Raw genomic sequence first — 16,902 nt, forward strand, 5'->3', positions numbered from 1 at the left:
CTTTTTTAAATCTCACCCTCTCCCCATCTCTATTTCCCACTTTCTCATCATCCCATCTTCCCACTCTCTCTCTCTCTCTCTCTCTCTCTCTCTCCATCTCACCCTCTCATCGCCGCCAGGCGCTCCAGCAGCGGTGGGTGCGAATAGTGCACAAACACATAGGCCGGGTGGGGGCGCAGGTTGCTGAGGTTTTTCACCGAGAGTTTTTTCAGGGCCGAGGCCAGGGGCTGGCCATTGTAATGTTGCGCGGCAAAAGCGTCAGCTTCGTACTCATTCTTACGCGAAAAAAGATTCATGCCGATGCCGATCACGGAGGACAGCGGCGAGTACAAGATGCCAAAGGCAATCAGCCCGATGTGGAAGCTGGGTTCGCTGACGCCCAGGGCTGCCGAAAGGGCCGGACTGTCAATCAGCAGGGAGAAAATGTACAACATCAGCCCGGTTTGGATGATGCCGATGAGCAAACTCCACAAGACATGTTTTTTCTTGTAATGCCCGATTTCGTGTGCCAGCACCGCTACCAGTTCCGGTATTTCCATGTCCTTGATCAGCGTGTCGTAAAGGACAATGCGTTTTTTCGGGCCCAATCCCGAGAAATAGGCGTTGGCTTTGGTGGAGCGTTTGCTGCCGTCAATCACATAAATATTGTCGAGCTTGAAGCCCACCTTGGAGGCAAAGCTTTGGATGGCCTGCTTCAGCTCACCGTCTTCCAGCGGCGTTTGCTTGTTGAACAGCGGTACGATGAGCGAGGAGTAAAACATGGCCATGAAAATGGAAAAGCCGCTGACCACCAGCCACACGTACAGCCAGAACCATTCGCCCGTTTTCAGGTAAATGAAAATGATCAACGCCAGCAAACCGCCGCCAATCAGTGCACCCAGCAACCAGCCTTTCAGCTTGTCGAGCACATAGGTTTTGGGGGTGGTTTTGTTGAATCCGTATCTTTCTTCAATCACAAAAGTGCTGTACAAGTCGAATGGCGTGCTGAGCAGATCGGAGGCCAGCAGCAAAATTCCGAAGAAAACTAGAGCCGACCACACCGGGCTGGCCGACACGGAAAGCGCCCACTGGTTAACCAGGGCAAAGCCTTCGAAGAAAAGCATTAGCACAATCAGCACAAAGCTGAACGAGCTGGTGAGCATGCCAAAGCGGTGGTTGGTTTTCGAGTAAGCTTGCTGGCGGCGGTATTTATCTTCGTCGTAAATGCCTTTTACTTCGTCGGGTAGCTGGCTTGTCCAGCGTGTGGTGTTCAGGTAATCGAGTACCCGTTCAACCACAAAATCCAAGATCAGGATACCCAGAATAATCCAGAATAGGGTTGTCATGTTGTGCAATTTTAAAAATGCTTTCAAAGGTAAGAAAAACCGGGAAGCTGATAGATCAAATTTCAAATTCCAAAAAAAAGAACAAACTCCAAAATCCAAAAAAACAAATTCCATCCGGCAGCTGCCGGATCAAGTTCTGTTTGTCAGTTGGCTGATAAGATTCAAAATAATTATTCAGGCTGGCGTAATTTTGAATTACGCATGCATGTAATCGTTGATTAAAAACTGATGCACCTGAAGTGGCAACGTTTGGTGTTCAACTCCCAAACTCGCCTCGTCTGAGTGCTGCGATAACAACTTGCCCCGGAGAATTTCTGGAAGGGGGCGCTGCCGGACCCCGATGCTATCGGGGTAGGCTGTTTGTAGCGGCAATACGCAGACCTATTGCATTGAGCAACATTTTTCAATGTCTTCAAATCAAAAAAAGTACCTGCCTACGCGTGTCTTATCACCAATCAGAATGCCGTTACGTCCTATTTAAAATTTATTTCTTCGATTACCCACTCCAGCATATTGTCATTTCCCTTTAAAAAACTTTCCCATTCGTATTTTAAAGGAACATCGGGCTGAACGCCGGAGGTTGTGGTTTCCTGAATACGAAACAGGCGCTTCGAATAACAAATCACCAGTTTTGAGTTGGGTAGCTCAAAAGTATCCATGTCCTGGTAACCAGTGGGGTTTGATCCTGTGGGTTCGCCAACAACTGTTGCATTCAGCAGCTCGCGAAACAAGGCAGTATTGCTGGCCCCTGCCGAAAATGTTACCTTATCGCACAAAACGTAAACGCCCGACTTCCAGTCTATCGGATCGGCAATATTCAGCGCATTGGCCAACACCAACCCAACATACAAATCGCCGCCACCGTTATTTCTTAAGTCGATCACTAATTTTTGAATATTCTGCTGATAAATGTAAGCTACCATCTCTTCTGCAACAGTCATCATGTCTTCAAATTTGGGGTAACTTTCAAAATGAATATAAAGACCGTTGGTTTCAACTATAGGAGCATACCAAAAATTTTCGATTGCCGGATTTTCAGGAGCCGAAATTTCAGGAACACCAATTTCTATTTTGCTGAATGCTGTTTTATCATAGTCTTCCCAACTTAGCGGACGCAATTCTTCTCTGATTCGCTTTCCGTTGTCATATTGAAAAGTAAAAACAGTAGCTGCATTTTGATGAGCGATTCCCAAACCATGCAACAATCCGGCATTTGTAAGATATTGTGCTGTTCTAACTACCTGCGAATATTCGTTCTCTACAAACTGAGCTACTTCACCAATTTTTTCAGCAACAGAATCAATCGGCAGGCCATTGATTTCAACCACCTTCTGACCGAGTATATGTTTGTGGCTTTCTGAAATTGCTACAACCCGCCAACTCCCGTCAAAATTTTGCAGTTCCAGCGGAAAATTATGCAGATCAAGATTCCGGGTTGAAACAGCGGTATGCCCATCGCCTATCTTGCGGGTAAGCCGCATTAGATCGATCACGGTTTCGAAATCCGTTTTTTCTCCAACAGCAGCTTTTATTCTTTCCAACTCAGCCTCGAATTCCGCCCTTTTTATCTGGTTGTACACATCAATATGCTTTTCTTCCAGGCCGCCTTTATATGCCGCCAAATCTTCGAGCCAGGCTTCTCTGCTCAATTCTTGCGAAACTCCTGCAACCGAAAGCAGGATCATTAACGTCATCAAAATTGTCTTCATTTTCTACTCGTTTTTTAACCGACGAAGTGCTGCTACATCATTTCCAGTAAGAATTTGTGCCGATCGGGTAATTTTCTCAATATCCCAGTTCCACCATTTTAATTGCAGAAGTATCTCAATTTGCTCAGCAGAAAAACGTTTTCGAATTGGCTTGGCAGGATTGCCTCCAACAATTGTATATGGTTCGACATCTTTTGTTACTGTTGAATTTGTTGCAATTATAGCTCCATCTCCGATTTTCACTCCGGGCATTATCACGGCGTTGTGCCCAATCCAAACATCATTACCAACAACCGTATCGCCTTTAAATGGAAAGCTTTTCCCTTCCATGGCATTGGCCCAGTCGCCACCAAAAATTGAAAATGGATACGACGAGATGGAATCGGTTAAATGGTTGCCGCCATTCATAATAAAAGTAGCGCCGGAAGCTATCATGCAAAATTTTCCGATAATTAGTTTATCTCCTACAAAATCGAAATGATACTTTACATTCTTTTCGAAATTATGAACGTCATCAAAATCATCGTAATAGGTGTAATCGCCTACAATAATGTTGGGATTTGTAATCATGTTCTTCAGAAAACACAACTTGTTGTGGTGCGCTAGTGGAAAGGTTTTATTTTTATCCGGGATATTCATCTATCGAATCATTAATTTGTGTGTTAAGATATAAAAACATCGATTTACAATTCTTTCGTTACAATGGTTTCTATAATCGAATTTCGTTTTGCCGCGGTATCATCTTGCTGATTACTTAAGGCAATTACCACTCCACTACTTTCTGGAACAAAACCAATAAGCGATGCAAAGCCATCGATATCGCCACCGTGCCAGAGAAACGTCTTTCCACTAATTTTACTTTTGAACCAGGCCAGTCCAAAAACTGTACTCTCTGCAGGCACCTCTCCTCCAAAGATAAGCTCTTTTTCATCGGCAGAAAACCATTCGTCGCCCATGGCTGCTTTGCACCATTTTTCGAGGTCGCCAACGGTACTGGTCCAACAACCCGCCCCTAAAGTAATTTCTATCGGATACGCCGAAACATTTGCATTGCCGTTGTATCCTTGTGCATACTGCTCGCCCGATATTTCGTCAGTTCCCATTTCGGTGTCGGTCATGTCCAGCGGAGTCAGCACATTCGCTTTTATGTAGTCTTCGTAAGTTTCGCCCGATAACTCTTCGATAAGCAAAGCCGCAATCAGAAAATTAGTGTTTGAATACGCCATCGAACTTCCGGGTTCAAAATCCAAATCAGTATCCGACAAATAAGTTTTTATCAAAGTATAAATATCTTCAGGAGAAATCTGCTCGCCACTTTTAGCTTTGGTTTCTACAAAAGGTAAATAATCCGGAACTCCAGACTGGTGGCTCAACAAATGCCGGATCGTAATCTCTTCTCCATGCGGAAAGTCAGCATCTAAATCGCTTAACGGCTGGTCGAACCCTGTTATTAGTCCATCGCGTTTTAACTGAACAACGCCCATTCCGGTTAGTGTTTTACTTACCGATCCAATCCTGAACTTTGTATCCGCATTATTTAAAACCCCGCCACTTTTGTTGGCTTCTCCAAAACCTCGTCGCAATATATCATCGCCGTTTTTCGAGATCAATACCGAGCCGTTAAAGTCAATGTCTTCAAAAAAGGTAAGTGCATCGGTATAATCTCCGGGGTTTGGCAGCGGATTTTCATCGTCGCTACATGCAGAAAAAAGCGTTAATACAGAGAGAAAAAGGATAAGTGTGTAAAGTCTTTTTTTCATGATTAAAATTGTTTTTGTCAAGGGATTAAAGCCAGATACTGTTACGAATTAATTCTGTTGTTTTTCTGTTGTCTTGTTTTGATAATATGTGCTTCGAATTGCGGAGCAAAACCACTTCGCTTAGCAATGGAAAAATCGTATTGGCACGTTTAATTAATTTCTTTCCGGGGAACAGTAAATCTTTTTCTGCGGCAATAATGTGTACAGGTGTTTTTATTTGCAGGGCTTCCTTCTTTCTGATTAAAGGAGCTTTTGACAAATCTATTTTGTAGTGCAAATACACATTGGATAAAAATGCTTTTGAAAATTCATTTTCTTCGGTGTAAAATTCTTCCAGAAACCAGTTTAGGTACTTCGTACTCTTCGTTGCCCGGTACATTTTCAGCGGAAGAATTACTTTCATAAAAAGCTGAAGTGGGTTTCCGTTTACAATTCCTTCGGGAGTAATTAAAAACGTTCGGGCAATTCGTTTTTCGTCAAATATTAAAGTCTTCAATGCTATAAAGCCGCCCCTGGAAATTCCAACCAAAGAGGTGTTTTGAAGCCCAAATCTTGAAAGAATTTCGTACATCCATTTTCCATAGGTGTTGTCCTTCATGTTTAACCTTAATTCTTCGCTGAGGTTGGGTTGTCCCAACACATCAATGGCATAAACCCTGAAATGATATGTAAGTTCTACCATTGATTCGAGCGCGAGCGGAGCACAACTATTAGTGTCGTGCAGCAAAACAAGGGGTGGTTTCCCCTCTGGTCCGGTAATTACAAGGTTGGTATCTCCGAAAGTGGTTTCAATCATTTTCTGTTCGTAACTAATGGGTAGTTTGTCCAGTTTTTGATAGTACATTCTGATCATTTCCTTCCGCGTATCGAGGCCGTTAAAAAAAGTGTTCATGGCTTTGTGTTTTCTGATTTTAGCAGGCAATTCCACTTTTTTACTGTTTTATTTCCGACGCTATATTCTGGATTACGATATCCTGCATTTGTGTTGCTGCAAAAGCCGGAATATTGTGCCCCACTCCCTCAATCCGGGAAAGTCTTTTTGAAGGTGCTTTTAGCTGCCCGAAATATTCTTCGGTGAGTTTGAAATATGTGGTGTAATCGTTTTCACCCAAAATAAAATACACCGGACAATCAATAGCTGTTACCGTTTCTTTGAGATCAATTGAATAAAGTTCCTGGTAAAGTGGCATCCACATTTTTCCCCAGCCTTTGAAGAATGAAAGCAACTGCTCAAACTGTTCCTCCGACATTTCTTCGCCGCCAAACGCGGTTTCCCAACGGTATTGAACAAGCATCTGTTTTACATCATCGTACGGAATTTTTACTTCCGAAAGCTGCTGAACCGCCTTTGTATTTCCTTCTAGCTGAAAGTGGTTTTTAAGAATCTGCAAGGTTGCCTGCTGGCTTCTTAGGTTGCTAACAACCGGGCTCAAAGCAATATACGCGCTTATTTTGCGGGGATATTTCTGTGCCAGATGAAAACCTAAAACCGTTCCCCAGGAGTTGCCCAACACCATCAGTTTATCGCGTTTAAAATGACTCAAAAGGTAGTACATAACTTCTTCAGCATCTTTTTTCATTTGAGCTAAAGTTGGCGGAATTGCCGGAGTGTTTAAGCGCTGTGTTTCCCCTGAACCGCGTTGGTCCCAGTGAACCACGACAAAGTGGTCTTCAAGTTTTCCGGTAACAAAATCTTTATGTGCCGAAACCGCGGCACCAGGCCCGCCGTGCAAATAAAGTAAAATCGGCTTGTTCAAATCATTTCCGTTTATTCTTAGGTATTGTTTTATTCCGCCGATTTCAACGATCTGAGTTGTGTCTATTGCTGTTGCATCTGCTATTTTGGCAAACATGACTAAAGCAAGCAGATAGAAAAGTCTATTCATTGTAATTGTTTTTAGTTTCGTTTTTCTATTCTTCCCAAGTCATTTATAAACGAAAGCACTTTCGCCATTAGCACAGCCGAGTTTTTCACCTGCTCTGTTTGATTGAGTGTACCCGCCAGAAAAACATCCAGTTCCGGGCAATAATACATAAACGAGCCGGTGATTCCGGAGTGGCCAACCACTGCTAAGTCGGGTAAAACGGGAAATAGTTTTTTGAACGAAATTTTTCGCAGGCCATAGCCGTATTCCATCCCACGGGTTTCGGGAATCCAGTTTTGCATTTCTTCTAATGTTGCTTCTGAAATAATTTCTCCCGTAAACAAAGCCTGCTGAAATCTATTCAAATCACCGGCGGTAGAAACCAAACCTCCACCCGCCCAGTCGGCACTCAGGCTTTTCATGCTGCTAACTTCTGTTTCTCCTGCATAGACTTCGGCCATTCTAGCTGTTTCAGCTGCTGGTTCGGAACGTAAAAACATGAAGCTGTTTTTCATGCCAAGCGGCTCAAAAAAATGCGTCCTGAAAAATTCGTGCAATGAAACTTCACTGAGCTTTTCAATAATCAAACCCAGCAAAACATACTCGGTATCGGTATAGTTATAATTGGTATCAGGCACAAACAAGGGCTGCATCTTTTCTTTAGCAAAGCGAACTGTTTCGTTCGGATTCCAGAACTTTTCGGGATTGGCGAACAAAAGCTCCATCACGTTTTTACTGCCATCAATGGTTTCACCTTCAAAATAATCGGGCAAACCCGATGTGTGCTGCAACAATTGGGCAATGGTAATTTCGTTCGAATAATCTTTTCCTTCAAAAACATGCAAGTTCTCCATAACTGAATCGGGAAGAAATAGTGCGATTTTATCGTTGAGCTTTAAACGGCCTTCTTCTGCCAAAACAGCAATAGCCGTGGCTGTAAAAGTTTTTCCAATGCTGGCGGTATAAAACGGGTTGACTGCCGTAACAGCTTCCCCGTTTTGAAATTGTCCACCAACAAAATTCCAGTCGATTTTCTGCGAAGGCGAGTAAACCTGCAAAAATGCGTTGTGTACATCGTCTTTTGCCAGTTCTTTTAGAAATAGCTTTTCCGTTCTCTTGCGGGCTTTATCCCTGTTTAGGTCAGAAGAACATCCGCTTAGAAATAAAAGCACAAAAAGAATAACTGTTGCCAAATAAAGCTGTTTCATGTTATTTTTCTGAGTTAATTGCGGTATAAACTACTCTGTGTTTGTCTTTTCGGATTGCTCCTTTAAAAATCAGCCAGATACAAAGTGAGAGTTCGCCCAAATTGGCAGGAATGGTAGCAAATTCTGATATTGCTCCGAAGTAAGCGGGAAAAAGGAAATAGCTCAGAAAATCGATCTCGTAACCAACGGCCCCGGCAATTAACAAACCACCGAAAATTTTCGCCCAAACGCCCGGGAACAAGTCCGATTTCATTACCAAATAGCCTAAAGCGAACAACCAAAGTCCATAAAACAAGTGCCCAATGTGTACTCCGTGCGTGTGTAAATCGAGGAAAAATAACGACAGCGCTTGCAACTGCTGTTCTGAAAACACCGCTAAATATTCGTTTCCACCTAAAACAAACTGAGCGGCAAACTGATTCAGTACATTAACCCCCATCATGGCGCCTGAAACCAGAACTACTGCAAGCAATGCGCGAGCGTAGTGTTTATTGGTTGTTTGAAACATTCGGTAAAAAATCAAACCAAGAAAAATAAAACTCACTATAAACATCAGATCAGAAACCAGCCCCAGTCTGAAAAAGAAATCTCTATTCAGAATATTTTGAGCGGTAGCTGCTGCATTTCCGGGTTCGATAATCCCTGCCCGAACAAAAAAGTGGGCAAAAATACCGGTTAATATCAATGTCAGGTAAACTGAACCTGCTTTTGCAATTAATTGGTGTTTTGGACTTATTGTTTTCATTGTTGATGAATTTTTTCCCCGAAAATTCCCTTTTCAGAAACCCAGGGCAAGTTTATTTTTAAAAAGTATAGCCAATCGAGAATTCTCCCAGGAAACCATTCATAAAAGCATAATCATCGCGGAACACATCGATTGCATCAATCGCAGCCTGGCTCGACTTATTCACTTTCAGCTCATCATAAGCATAACCATAACCAAGCGCAAAGTTCAAGGTAAATCCACTCTTCCAAATCCAGCGTTTTCCCACATTCAAACCAACGGTACATTCGGGCAGTTTGAAATCGAAATCGCCCGATTCCAAAGTTCCGTCGCCTTTTATTTTTCGATAGCGTGCAAAAGCACCGGCATAAAACGAATTTAAACCTCCGCCAATGTGATAGCGGTAATTCAGGATCATAGCTTTTCCACTGGCATCGATTTTTGCGTCGGAATAGGTTTTCGGAATGGTTTCCAAATCGCCTCGTAATACAAGCCCATGATTTTCGCCAAACAGATGCTCGATGTTGGCCGAGTAAAACCCGAAAGCAACTCCTCCCGGACAAACATTGATTGCTGTTTTGGCAGGACTTATCCATCGTTCTGATTCATTTTTTTCATGGCTTTGGGCACTTGCATTTCCCGCTAATAAAACAGCGAATAAAAATACTGCTGAGTAAGACATTCTTTTTACTCTTCTGAACATGTTGTTTTTCCTGATTCTTGTTTTCATTCAATAAAAATTGTTTATTGAGAACTTACAATCGCTGTTTTAGAAATTTATTCCGATATATATATTTGGCTCAAGAAGGAAATAGTTTCTCCATTTGTCATCCAATTCTTTGAAACCTTCCGGTGCTTTAGTTTCGAACGCCCAAAATTGCGAATGGACCTGAGGTTCTATGAAAAATCGTTTTTTCTTGCCAAATTCGAAATGGTAGCCTACGTGAAAGGAATTATAAACTTTAAAACCATTTCCAAGCTTATTACCGTCAAGATCCATGTAGGTTTGAAATTGCGGTAAAACTTCAATCGTTGCAAATAGCCCTTTCCATAGCATACGTTGGTACGTTATACCAATTCCTGATTCTCGTACATGCCCCGGATAAAATTCACTTTCTGTTTCTAACTTATCCAAAAGACCATCCCACCATAGAATTCCCATAGGTTGAAACAATCGCCAGGAGGCAAGCTTCAATCCTATGATATTCTTATTATCCAGGTTACGCTTTACATGAAGCTCTATCATTTGTGTACTTGTTCGATCGTTCCAGCCCCCTTCAATAGGATCTGTTATAATAAAATAAGGTAAGCTTACACTGTACTTATGAGCTACTTCTGTCTCTTTGCCCGAGGTTGGCTTTTTTTGTGCAAAAGCACCAAATGTGCTTGATGTTAAAACAAGAATTAGTAGAAATTTTCCTAACATCCGTGGTTCTATAGAATTTTTCATTTTAAAGAGTTTTAGATTATTTCATTGATGATGCAAAGATGCAGCACAAAAAAGAGTAGATCGTCCGAAATTGTAATTCGGGACGTATTGGTGAGAATCCGAACTTGGATGAGGTTTCGAACTGCGAGAAAAAGAGAAGCTAAAAAAGATTACTGCCTGGCCTGCTTTAACCAGATCCCGGGAGTGGTATTTTCAATCTTTTTGAAGTAAGCATTAAAAACTGTCTTCGAATTAAAACCACTTTCGTAGGCCAATCCTAAAATAGTTATATGAGCGTTTTTATCATCAACAGCAATTTCTTTAAAATGTGCCAATCTGAATTGGTTGACAAACTCGTTAAAATTCATGCCCGTTTTTTCGTTAATCAGGAAAGAAAGCCGGTTTGGGTGCAACTGTACACTTCCGGCCAAACGACTGAGGTTAAGCTGCGCATCGAGAAATGGTTTTTCAGCATCAATAAAATCCATCAGTTTTTTCATCTGAACATCAAGCTCCGATCGGCTGGGTTTTGAATCTGCCGTTTTATCGGTTGATACTTTCTCCACTTCCTGATATTCGAAATTGGAACAATGAAGCTTGGCAAATCCATCAAATTCGCGCAAAGGCTCCAACGAGGGATCTTGCCGGAAGTTGATAATTTGCCCCCTTTTCTGTTCAATATATTCTTTCAGCAGCTCAAAAGCTTCTTCTTTGTGATTGGCATTGGCAAGAATAAACAATTCATAGGGAACCATCTGGCGTTCGTCTTTTGCCACCTCTCGCCATTCTTCTATTGTTGCTGAAGGTAAAACTTTCTTACTGCCATTAATTACCTTGAAAAGCAAACGTTTGGTAGCCGCATTTTCATGATCGGAAATAAACGCTTCAAAAATATCCTTTTGGTTGAGCCAAATCAGGCACAGGGTTTTCAGTTCGTAGGCCAACACAAATTCAGGATTGATGTATAAGGCTTTTTCCACCAGCTCCAAGGCAAGCTCAAATTTCCGTTGGTAATAATTAATGTTCGCCAGTGTATAATAATGGTTCGCCGAAAGCGGATCCACGTCCATCGCTCTTCGAATATACTCTTCGGCCTGCGGCCAATAGCCATGCGCCAGGAAAAGCTCGGCCATCGCTTCCAGGGCATCGGTATATTTTGGATAAAGTTCGAGTGTTTCGCACAACTGCGTGTAGGTAGGCTGAAAATCCCAATTCTTCCAAAAAGTACGGCCAACAAACGACATTCCGTATTCGGGTAAAGACTTATCGATATCGGCAGCAATCATAAAATTATGAGTGGCTTTGGAAAAACCCTCCTCTGCGGGCATGTAGCCCCAGGCCGCCAACAAACCGTAACTCTGCACCAGTCCGTAATATGCTCGAGCAAACCCGGGATCAAGTGCTACCGAGGCTTCGTAGTATTTTGTGGCTTCACGGATGGAATCAGCGTCCCATTTTAGCTGGTAAAAATGCCCCTTCAGGTACAACTCATAGGCTTGCATGTTTTTGGTTGGTTTGCCCACCAAATGTTCCTGGATATTAAAGTGGCCGAAGTTTTCGCGAATCTGGTTGGCAATCAGCAGACTGATTTCATCCTGAAGTTCGAAAATATCTTCCAGGTTACGGTCAAAGTTTTTTGACCAAAAATGTGTGCCGTCTGCCGCATTAATTAACTGAGCGGTTATACGCACCCGGTTTTGAACTTTCCTCACGCTGCCTTCTAACACAGCCGAAACAACCAGCTGACGGCCAATCTCGCGCACATCGATATTTTTCCCCTTAAACGAGAACGACGAAGTGCGCGCAATTACTTTCAAACCTTCAATACGTGTTAATGCATTGATTATTTCTTCCGTTATTCCATCGCTAAAATATTCGTTTTCAACATCGGCACTCATATTCACAAAAGGAAGCACTGCTATCGATTTTACTTCTGTTGAAGGAGGGGAGTATTTTTCAGCATTCATCAATTTGGTTCTATTTGTTGGTAAGTAGCCAGATTGGAAACATTCGGTTATTAGGAATGGTTGAATCACAAACAAAATTCCGAATATTTTATCAAATAATCAATCTGGCATGGCCTGTTGAATCTGCTCTTCTTCCTATGGTCTAACCACAGCCGATGCAGGCTAGTGTATCATGCTCGCCGAAATCCACCAGGCAGACCTGCCCGTTTGAAACAGAAATTCCTGATTCAACCAAAGGATTCGATAATCGACAAACTCCTGCTGCCCGGCTTGTGCGCCCGTGTTGGCATTTGCTCGTCGGGCTTTGTACGCTGGAAAAACAAATCCCGGTCCAGCCTGGCTCGTTGCTGTTTACGACCATCTGCGTTATTATTTAAACTCATTCCAAATACAATAGGGCTACCCACTTTTTTAAGCTATTTCATAGGTCAGTACCATTAAAATGATAGTTTTGTTTAACCATTGCAATTCTGAACAATCGATTCCCGGCCGGGGAAAGAGACCATTCAATAGGAGGACTTGATAGAATGCCTGTTTTGGCAGACCAAGCGGAACGAATTGATACCCTTGGGCAGGCATTGCCAAGTGAGCAGCGCAGATCGAAAGAACAAAGGATGGGGCGGGGAGGTGGCATCGAGCGGTGCAGACGGATTGATGGCAACCGTGTGCAATTGCTCAACATATTGTAGCTGCTGTGGTCAAACCAAAAAATTAAATCAAACATCTGGATGCAACGGAACAGTTGGCAAAAAACAAGGAAGCCAGAACGGGCGGATGACCGGGAACACGGTGAAGGCCCCAGAAGAACAGCGCAAACCACGGGGCAGCGCTGCAAGCCGTCGCCCGAATCGGTGCATACCTGCCGGAAATGGAAGAAGTACGGTCTTGTTGCAATTCCAGGCGGTCGTGTCACAATTCCAGACGGAATTTTCCAATTCCAGGCGGTATTGTCGCAATTCTGGATGGTAGCTCGTAATTCTGAGCGGTCGTGTCGCAAAACCAGGCGGAATTTTCCAATTCTGGCCGGTATTGTCGCTTTTCCAGGCGGTAGCTTGCAAATCCAGCCGGTATGGAGTAATTCCAGCCGGTATGGAGCAGTTCTGGATGGTATGGGGCAGTTCCAGGCGGTAGCTTGCAGTTCCAGATGGTATGGAGCAGTTCCGGATGGTATAGAGCAGTTCCGGGTGGTAGCTTCCAATTCCAGCCGGTATGGGCAAAATCAAAACCGGGGGGCCTTGCCGGATTTTGGGAACGCTGAAAAATGAGGCTTTGCTTAAGGAGTGGTGGGAGAAAATTCTTGTTTCTGATCACCCTCTAACTTAAATAAAAACATCATGAACAAAGAGATTGATGAATTATTATTGAAAGCGAACACTGGCATCAACAATGCGTTGAGCCACCCGGATGTGTCCGGACTGATGAGTCCGTTCGGCTATACGTCCGAGAAGTTGACCGCCGGCAAAGCCATTTTGACCCACGCTCAAAATCTGCAGGCGCTGCAGGTGAAAGAGGCAGGCGAACAGGATGGTGCCAGCAATGAGCTCCAACGAAAATGGTCGGAAGCTCATCATATTTACATGACCTACGTAACAATTGCCCGAATTACCTTTAAAAACGAACCGGGCATGTGGACCAAGCTGCAGATCGGCGGCAGGCGTAAACAAAGCTACTCTGGCAGGATTAGCCAGGCGCGGATGTTTTACGTTAACCTGATGGCCGACGAAGCAGCCATGACTAAAGTGAGCGAGTTTGGTGTGACCACGGAGAAACTACAGGCCGGATTGGCACTGGTAGAGGAAGTGGAAAATCAACTGGCCATTTATACGAAGGAAACCGGCGAATCGCAGGACGCTACCAAGGCCCGCGACGAAGCGGTGGACGTATTGCATGAGTGGTACTCCGATTTTAAGGCCATTGCCCGCCTTGCGCTGCAAGAACGTCCGCAGTTGCTCGAAATTCTGGGAATCATAGAACCATCTTAATTAAAAAACCCCCGGTCTATTTGGGTGATGGCCGGGGGTTCATTTCAAATTCCGAATTTCAGGAACTAAAGGCCTATTACCGAAATCCGTTCGATCAAATGCGGTCTTTAAAACAATAAATCCTTACTTTTAGCAAGCAAATTTCAATTCAAAAATTTACCAGATGATAGACCTTAATCAATTTTAAACCCCGACATTAAAACCAGAAAACCAGAAAATTATCGTCGAGTATAATAGCGGAATATATTTAGTTGGTTAATATACAGAGACGTTGGGGAAAATACTAATGAACCGAACTAATGACTAAAATATGAGGATAATATTGAAAATAATACTGATGCTCCCTTTCTTGATTTTATCAGGAGCTTTATATTTTATTATTCAAGATGGCAATTTCCAAACCTATAATCGAGCTTTTATAACTGCGAGTATAACAATCGCTATTTTTGCAATTAACTTTTCATTTTTGCAACTTCAAAACAATAAGTATAAACAGTTACAGAATAAGATATCTGGGCAACAACTTACCTTTTCGATAATAACTTTGTTTGTTTCTCTTGCTCCACTAATCACCTTAGCAATAAATGAAACTTATGTGCCAACAGTTAGTTTTATCGCAATCCCGATACTTGCGTATAGCAGTATTTTATTATGGCAAATATCCTATGATACTATAAATCCTATATTCTTAATAAACAGAAATAACAAGGAAAGAAAACTAAAACGATTTTTAAGACGCTTTGATAAAGCCAATCAAGAAAAACAACTTTTCCTAAAAAAGTATGATTCAACTATTCCAACAGAAACACCAATGCATGATTTTGGAAGCTCAAAATTTGCAACAATTTCTGTAAAGAATGACCCATTTTTCAGGATTAGAAACATTTGCATACTATCATTAGAAAATGGTGATATAAGTGTTTTTATTCAAGCAATTGAAAGCTTTTTTGAGCTCATCGAAAAATATTTAGACTATGAACTCAAAGAGAAAAAAGATAGTCGATTCAAATTATATCAGCACATTGAGAATAATCTTAGCTCAATTTTTAACAAGGCTATCGGAACAAATGAAAAAACAGACTTTCAAAATAAGTTAATCGAAACAGCAACAATCTTTTTTAAGAAATCTTCTGAAAAGTTCCTTCAGACTCATGAATTAGTCAGAAATCTTCTTGGGTCACAGTTTAAATTTTCAATGAAAATTGTTGAAAATGGGAATATCTCGGGTGCCATGATTTTTACTTCAACATGTAGATATTTAGTTCAGAATGGGATTATTAATCCTCCTCCTAAAAAGGAGAATGATTTTTTCATGGTCCATTTACCATTCCTATCTGGATACATTAAGGAATTAGGTTCAAAGGCTGTCGTTGTAAACGATTCAGATTTTCTTTATAGATGTTTGGAAGAGTTGGGTTATTTAGGATGTACAGGAGTAAAAAACAATGATGTTTCAACTGGAAAGTTAGCACTCCAATATATTGTACAACTTGGTCGTGAATCACGAGCGAAGAAAATGAAATGTTTTTGGACTCATTGTGCATTAGAACCATGGGAACATGCTCACGAACGAATTTGGTGGTTGCTCTCTTGGGTAGCTACATTGGATGAATCGACACATCGCCATTGGCTTGATATCTTCGAAACTGGCTACTCTCGAATTTTAGGATTCAAAGTTGAGTTGTCGTCAGAAGAAAAAGATGGTAAGGTTGGATTCAGGATAAAGGAAACAAATGAAAAATACGTAGAGGGATTCTCAAGTGATGGATATACTAAGAATGTTGATTATTCCGATTTTAATGAAATAAAAGAATTGAAACTATGGTAATAAAGTACTTTGCCTAATAAATTGTATATGGCAGGCGGGGGTTTTAGCGGTCTGACAAGTCCGACCAGTGTTGCCTTCTGCAGGTCTGACAGGATTTCTCTTAGAAATCCCGCCCGACAACTTACAAGTGACCGTTAACGTGCATTATGGAAAAAGACAAAAAAGTCACTTAAAGATTGGCTATATTTGAGAAAAATCAAATATGAATAATTCCGAAATTCAAATATTTACGACCAAAGACGGAAAGACTGAAATTGAAGTTCAGCTTGAAAATGAGACAGTTTGGTTAAATCAATATCAACTTGAATCATTGTTTGAAACCGACAGGACTTCTATTAACCGACACATTTCGAATATTTATAAAACCCAAGAACTTGAGGAAAAGTCAACTTGTGCAAAAATTGCACAAGTTCAAAAAGAAGGTGACAGAGAAATTAAACGAAAAATCAAATACTACAATCTTGACATAATAATTGCAGTCGGATATCGAGTAAATTCAAAAAGAGGAACCGAGTTTAGAATCTGGGCAAACAAAATTTTAAAAGACTTTTTAATAAAAGGATTTTCAATAAATGAAAAACGGTTGTCCAAACAAAATGAGCAATTACGGGAATTAAAGGAATCCGTAAAAATTTTAGGGAATATTGTAAACCAAAAGGAATTATCAAGTGGAGAAAGTATTGGATTACTAAAAATAATTTCGGATTATGCTTTTGCGCTCGACATTCTAGACCAATATGACTACCAAACTTTAAAAATTGAGGGAACCTCAGGAAAAGAAAAATACCAACTCACTTACGACGAAGCAATTAAACAAATTCGACTGGTAAAACAAAAATATGGGAACAGTGAATTGTTTGGTCGCGAAAAAGACAATTCATTTAAAAGTTCAGTTTCAACAATTTACCAAACTTTCGACGGAAAAGATTTATATCCAAGTATTGAAGAAAAAGCTGCAAACCTTCTTTATTTGGTGACAAAAAACCATTCATTTTCAGATGGAAATAAAAGAATTGCTGCTTTCTTATTTCTGTACTTCCTCGAAAGAAATGGAATTCTTTATCACGAAAATGGAGAAAAGAGAATTGCAGATAACGCTTTGGTC

General features: G+C 41.5%; 15 protein-coding genes. 4 read left to right on the forward strand and 11 right to left on the reverse strand.

Going from position 1 to position 16,902, the window contains the following annotated elements; translation table 11 throughout:
• Window positions 1-98 precede the first annotated feature (98 nt).
• The 11 genes from NC99_RS08430 to NC99_RS08485 all read right to left on the reverse strand — a co-directional run bounded on the left by NC99_RS08430 (window position 99) and on the right by NC99_RS08485 (window position 11,987).
• Window positions 99-1,325 (reverse strand): M48 family metallopeptidase, encoded by a 1,227-nt coding sequence (locus NC99_RS08430; RefSeq protein WP_053182209.1) that lies wholly within the window; start codon window positions 1,323-1,325, stop codon window positions 99-101.
• A 473-nt stretch (window positions 1,326-1,798) separates the two neighbouring features.
• A complete protein-coding gene (locus NC99_RS08440) occupies window positions 1,799-3,034 on the reverse strand; it encodes a S41 family peptidase (protein WP_053182217.1) in 1,236 nt (411 codons plus the stop codon).
• 3 nt (window positions 3,035-3,037) lie between these two features.
• The gene (locus tag NC99_RS08445; RefSeq protein ID WP_053182220.1) at window positions 3,038-3,673 is read right to left on the reverse strand and encodes a CatB-related O-acetyltransferase; all 636 of its coding nucleotides are present in this window, start codon (window positions 3,671-3,673) and stop codon (window positions 3,038-3,040) included.
• A 44-nt stretch (window positions 3,674-3,717) separates the two neighbouring features.
• Complete coding sequence (locus tag NC99_RS08450; protein WP_053182223.1) at window positions 3,718-4,794, reverse strand: serine hydrolase domain-containing protein; 1,077 nt, start codon at window positions 4,792-4,794, stop codon at window positions 3,718-3,720.
• Window positions 4,795-4,819: 25 nt separating this feature from the next.
• Complete coding sequence (locus tag NC99_RS08455; protein ID WP_053182225.1) at window positions 4,820-5,686, reverse strand: alpha/beta fold hydrolase; 867 nt, start codon at window positions 5,684-5,686, stop codon at window positions 4,820-4,822.
• Between the two features lie 40 nt (window positions 5,687-5,726).
• Entirely contained in the window at window positions 5,727-6,680 is a 954-nt protein-coding gene (locus tag NC99_RS08460) for an alpha/beta fold hydrolase (protein WP_082326381.1), read from the reverse strand.
• Between the two features lie 11 nt (window positions 6,681-6,691).
• Window positions 6,692-7,867 (reverse strand): serine hydrolase domain-containing protein, encoded by a 1,176-nt coding sequence (locus tag NC99_RS08465; protein ID WP_082326382.1) that lies wholly within the window; start codon window positions 7,865-7,867, stop codon window positions 6,692-6,694.
• Window position 7,868: 1 nt separating this feature from the next.
• Window positions 7,869-8,612: a DUF4386 domain-containing protein gene (locus tag NC99_RS08470; protein ID WP_053182231.1), complete on the reverse strand. Its 744-nt coding sequence runs from the start codon at window positions 8,610-8,612 to the stop codon at window positions 7,869-7,871.
• 58 nt (window positions 8,613-8,670) lie between these two features.
• Window positions 8,671-9,321 carry a DUF3575 domain-containing protein gene (locus NC99_RS08475; protein ID WP_053182234.1) on the reverse strand — a complete coding sequence of 217 codons (651 nt, stop codon included), beginning with the start codon at window positions 9,319-9,321 and terminating at the stop codon, window positions 8,671-8,673.
• 39 nt (window positions 9,322-9,360) lie between these two features.
• The gene (locus NC99_RS08480; protein WP_204374947.1) at window positions 9,361-10,041 is read right to left on the reverse strand and encodes a hypothetical protein; all 681 of its coding nucleotides are present in this window, start codon (window positions 10,039-10,041) and stop codon (window positions 9,361-9,363) included.
• 149 nt (window positions 10,042-10,190) lie between these two features.
• Window positions 10,191-11,987: a helix-turn-helix domain-containing protein gene (locus NC99_RS08485; protein ID WP_053182237.1), complete on the reverse strand. Its 1,797-nt coding sequence runs from the start codon at window positions 11,985-11,987 to the stop codon at window positions 10,191-10,193.
• A 728-nt stretch (window positions 11,988-12,715) separates the two neighbouring features.
• Between NC99_RS08485 and NC99_RS08490 the strand changes: the two genes are divergently transcribed.
• From NC99_RS08490 to rhuM, 4 genes are all read left to right on the forward strand, one after another.
• Entirely contained in the window at window positions 12,716-13,252 is a 537-nt protein-coding gene (locus NC99_RS08490) for a hypothetical protein (protein WP_053182239.1), read from the forward strand.
• Between the two features lie 69 nt (window positions 13,253-13,321).
• Entirely contained in the window at window positions 13,322-13,969 is a 648-nt protein-coding gene (locus NC99_RS08495) for a hypothetical protein (protein ID WP_053182242.1), read from the forward strand.
• A gap of 337 nt (window positions 13,970-14,306) precedes the next feature.
• A complete protein-coding gene (locus tag NC99_RS08500; protein WP_157624699.1) occupies window positions 14,307-15,797 on the forward strand; it encodes a hypothetical protein in 1,491 nt (496 codons plus the stop codon).
• A 202-nt stretch (window positions 15,798-15,999) separates the two neighbouring features.
• The coding region (gene rhuM, locus NC99_RS08505; RefSeq protein WP_053182248.1) for a virulence protein RhuM/Fic/DOC family protein at window positions 16,000-16,902 on the forward strand (903 nt) is incomplete at its 3' end.

Source organism: Sunxiuqinia dokdonensis, assembly GCF_001270965.1.
Classification (GTDB): Bacteria; Bacteroidota; Bacteroidia; order Bacteroidales; family Prolixibacteraceae; genus Sunxiuqinia; species Sunxiuqinia dokdonensis.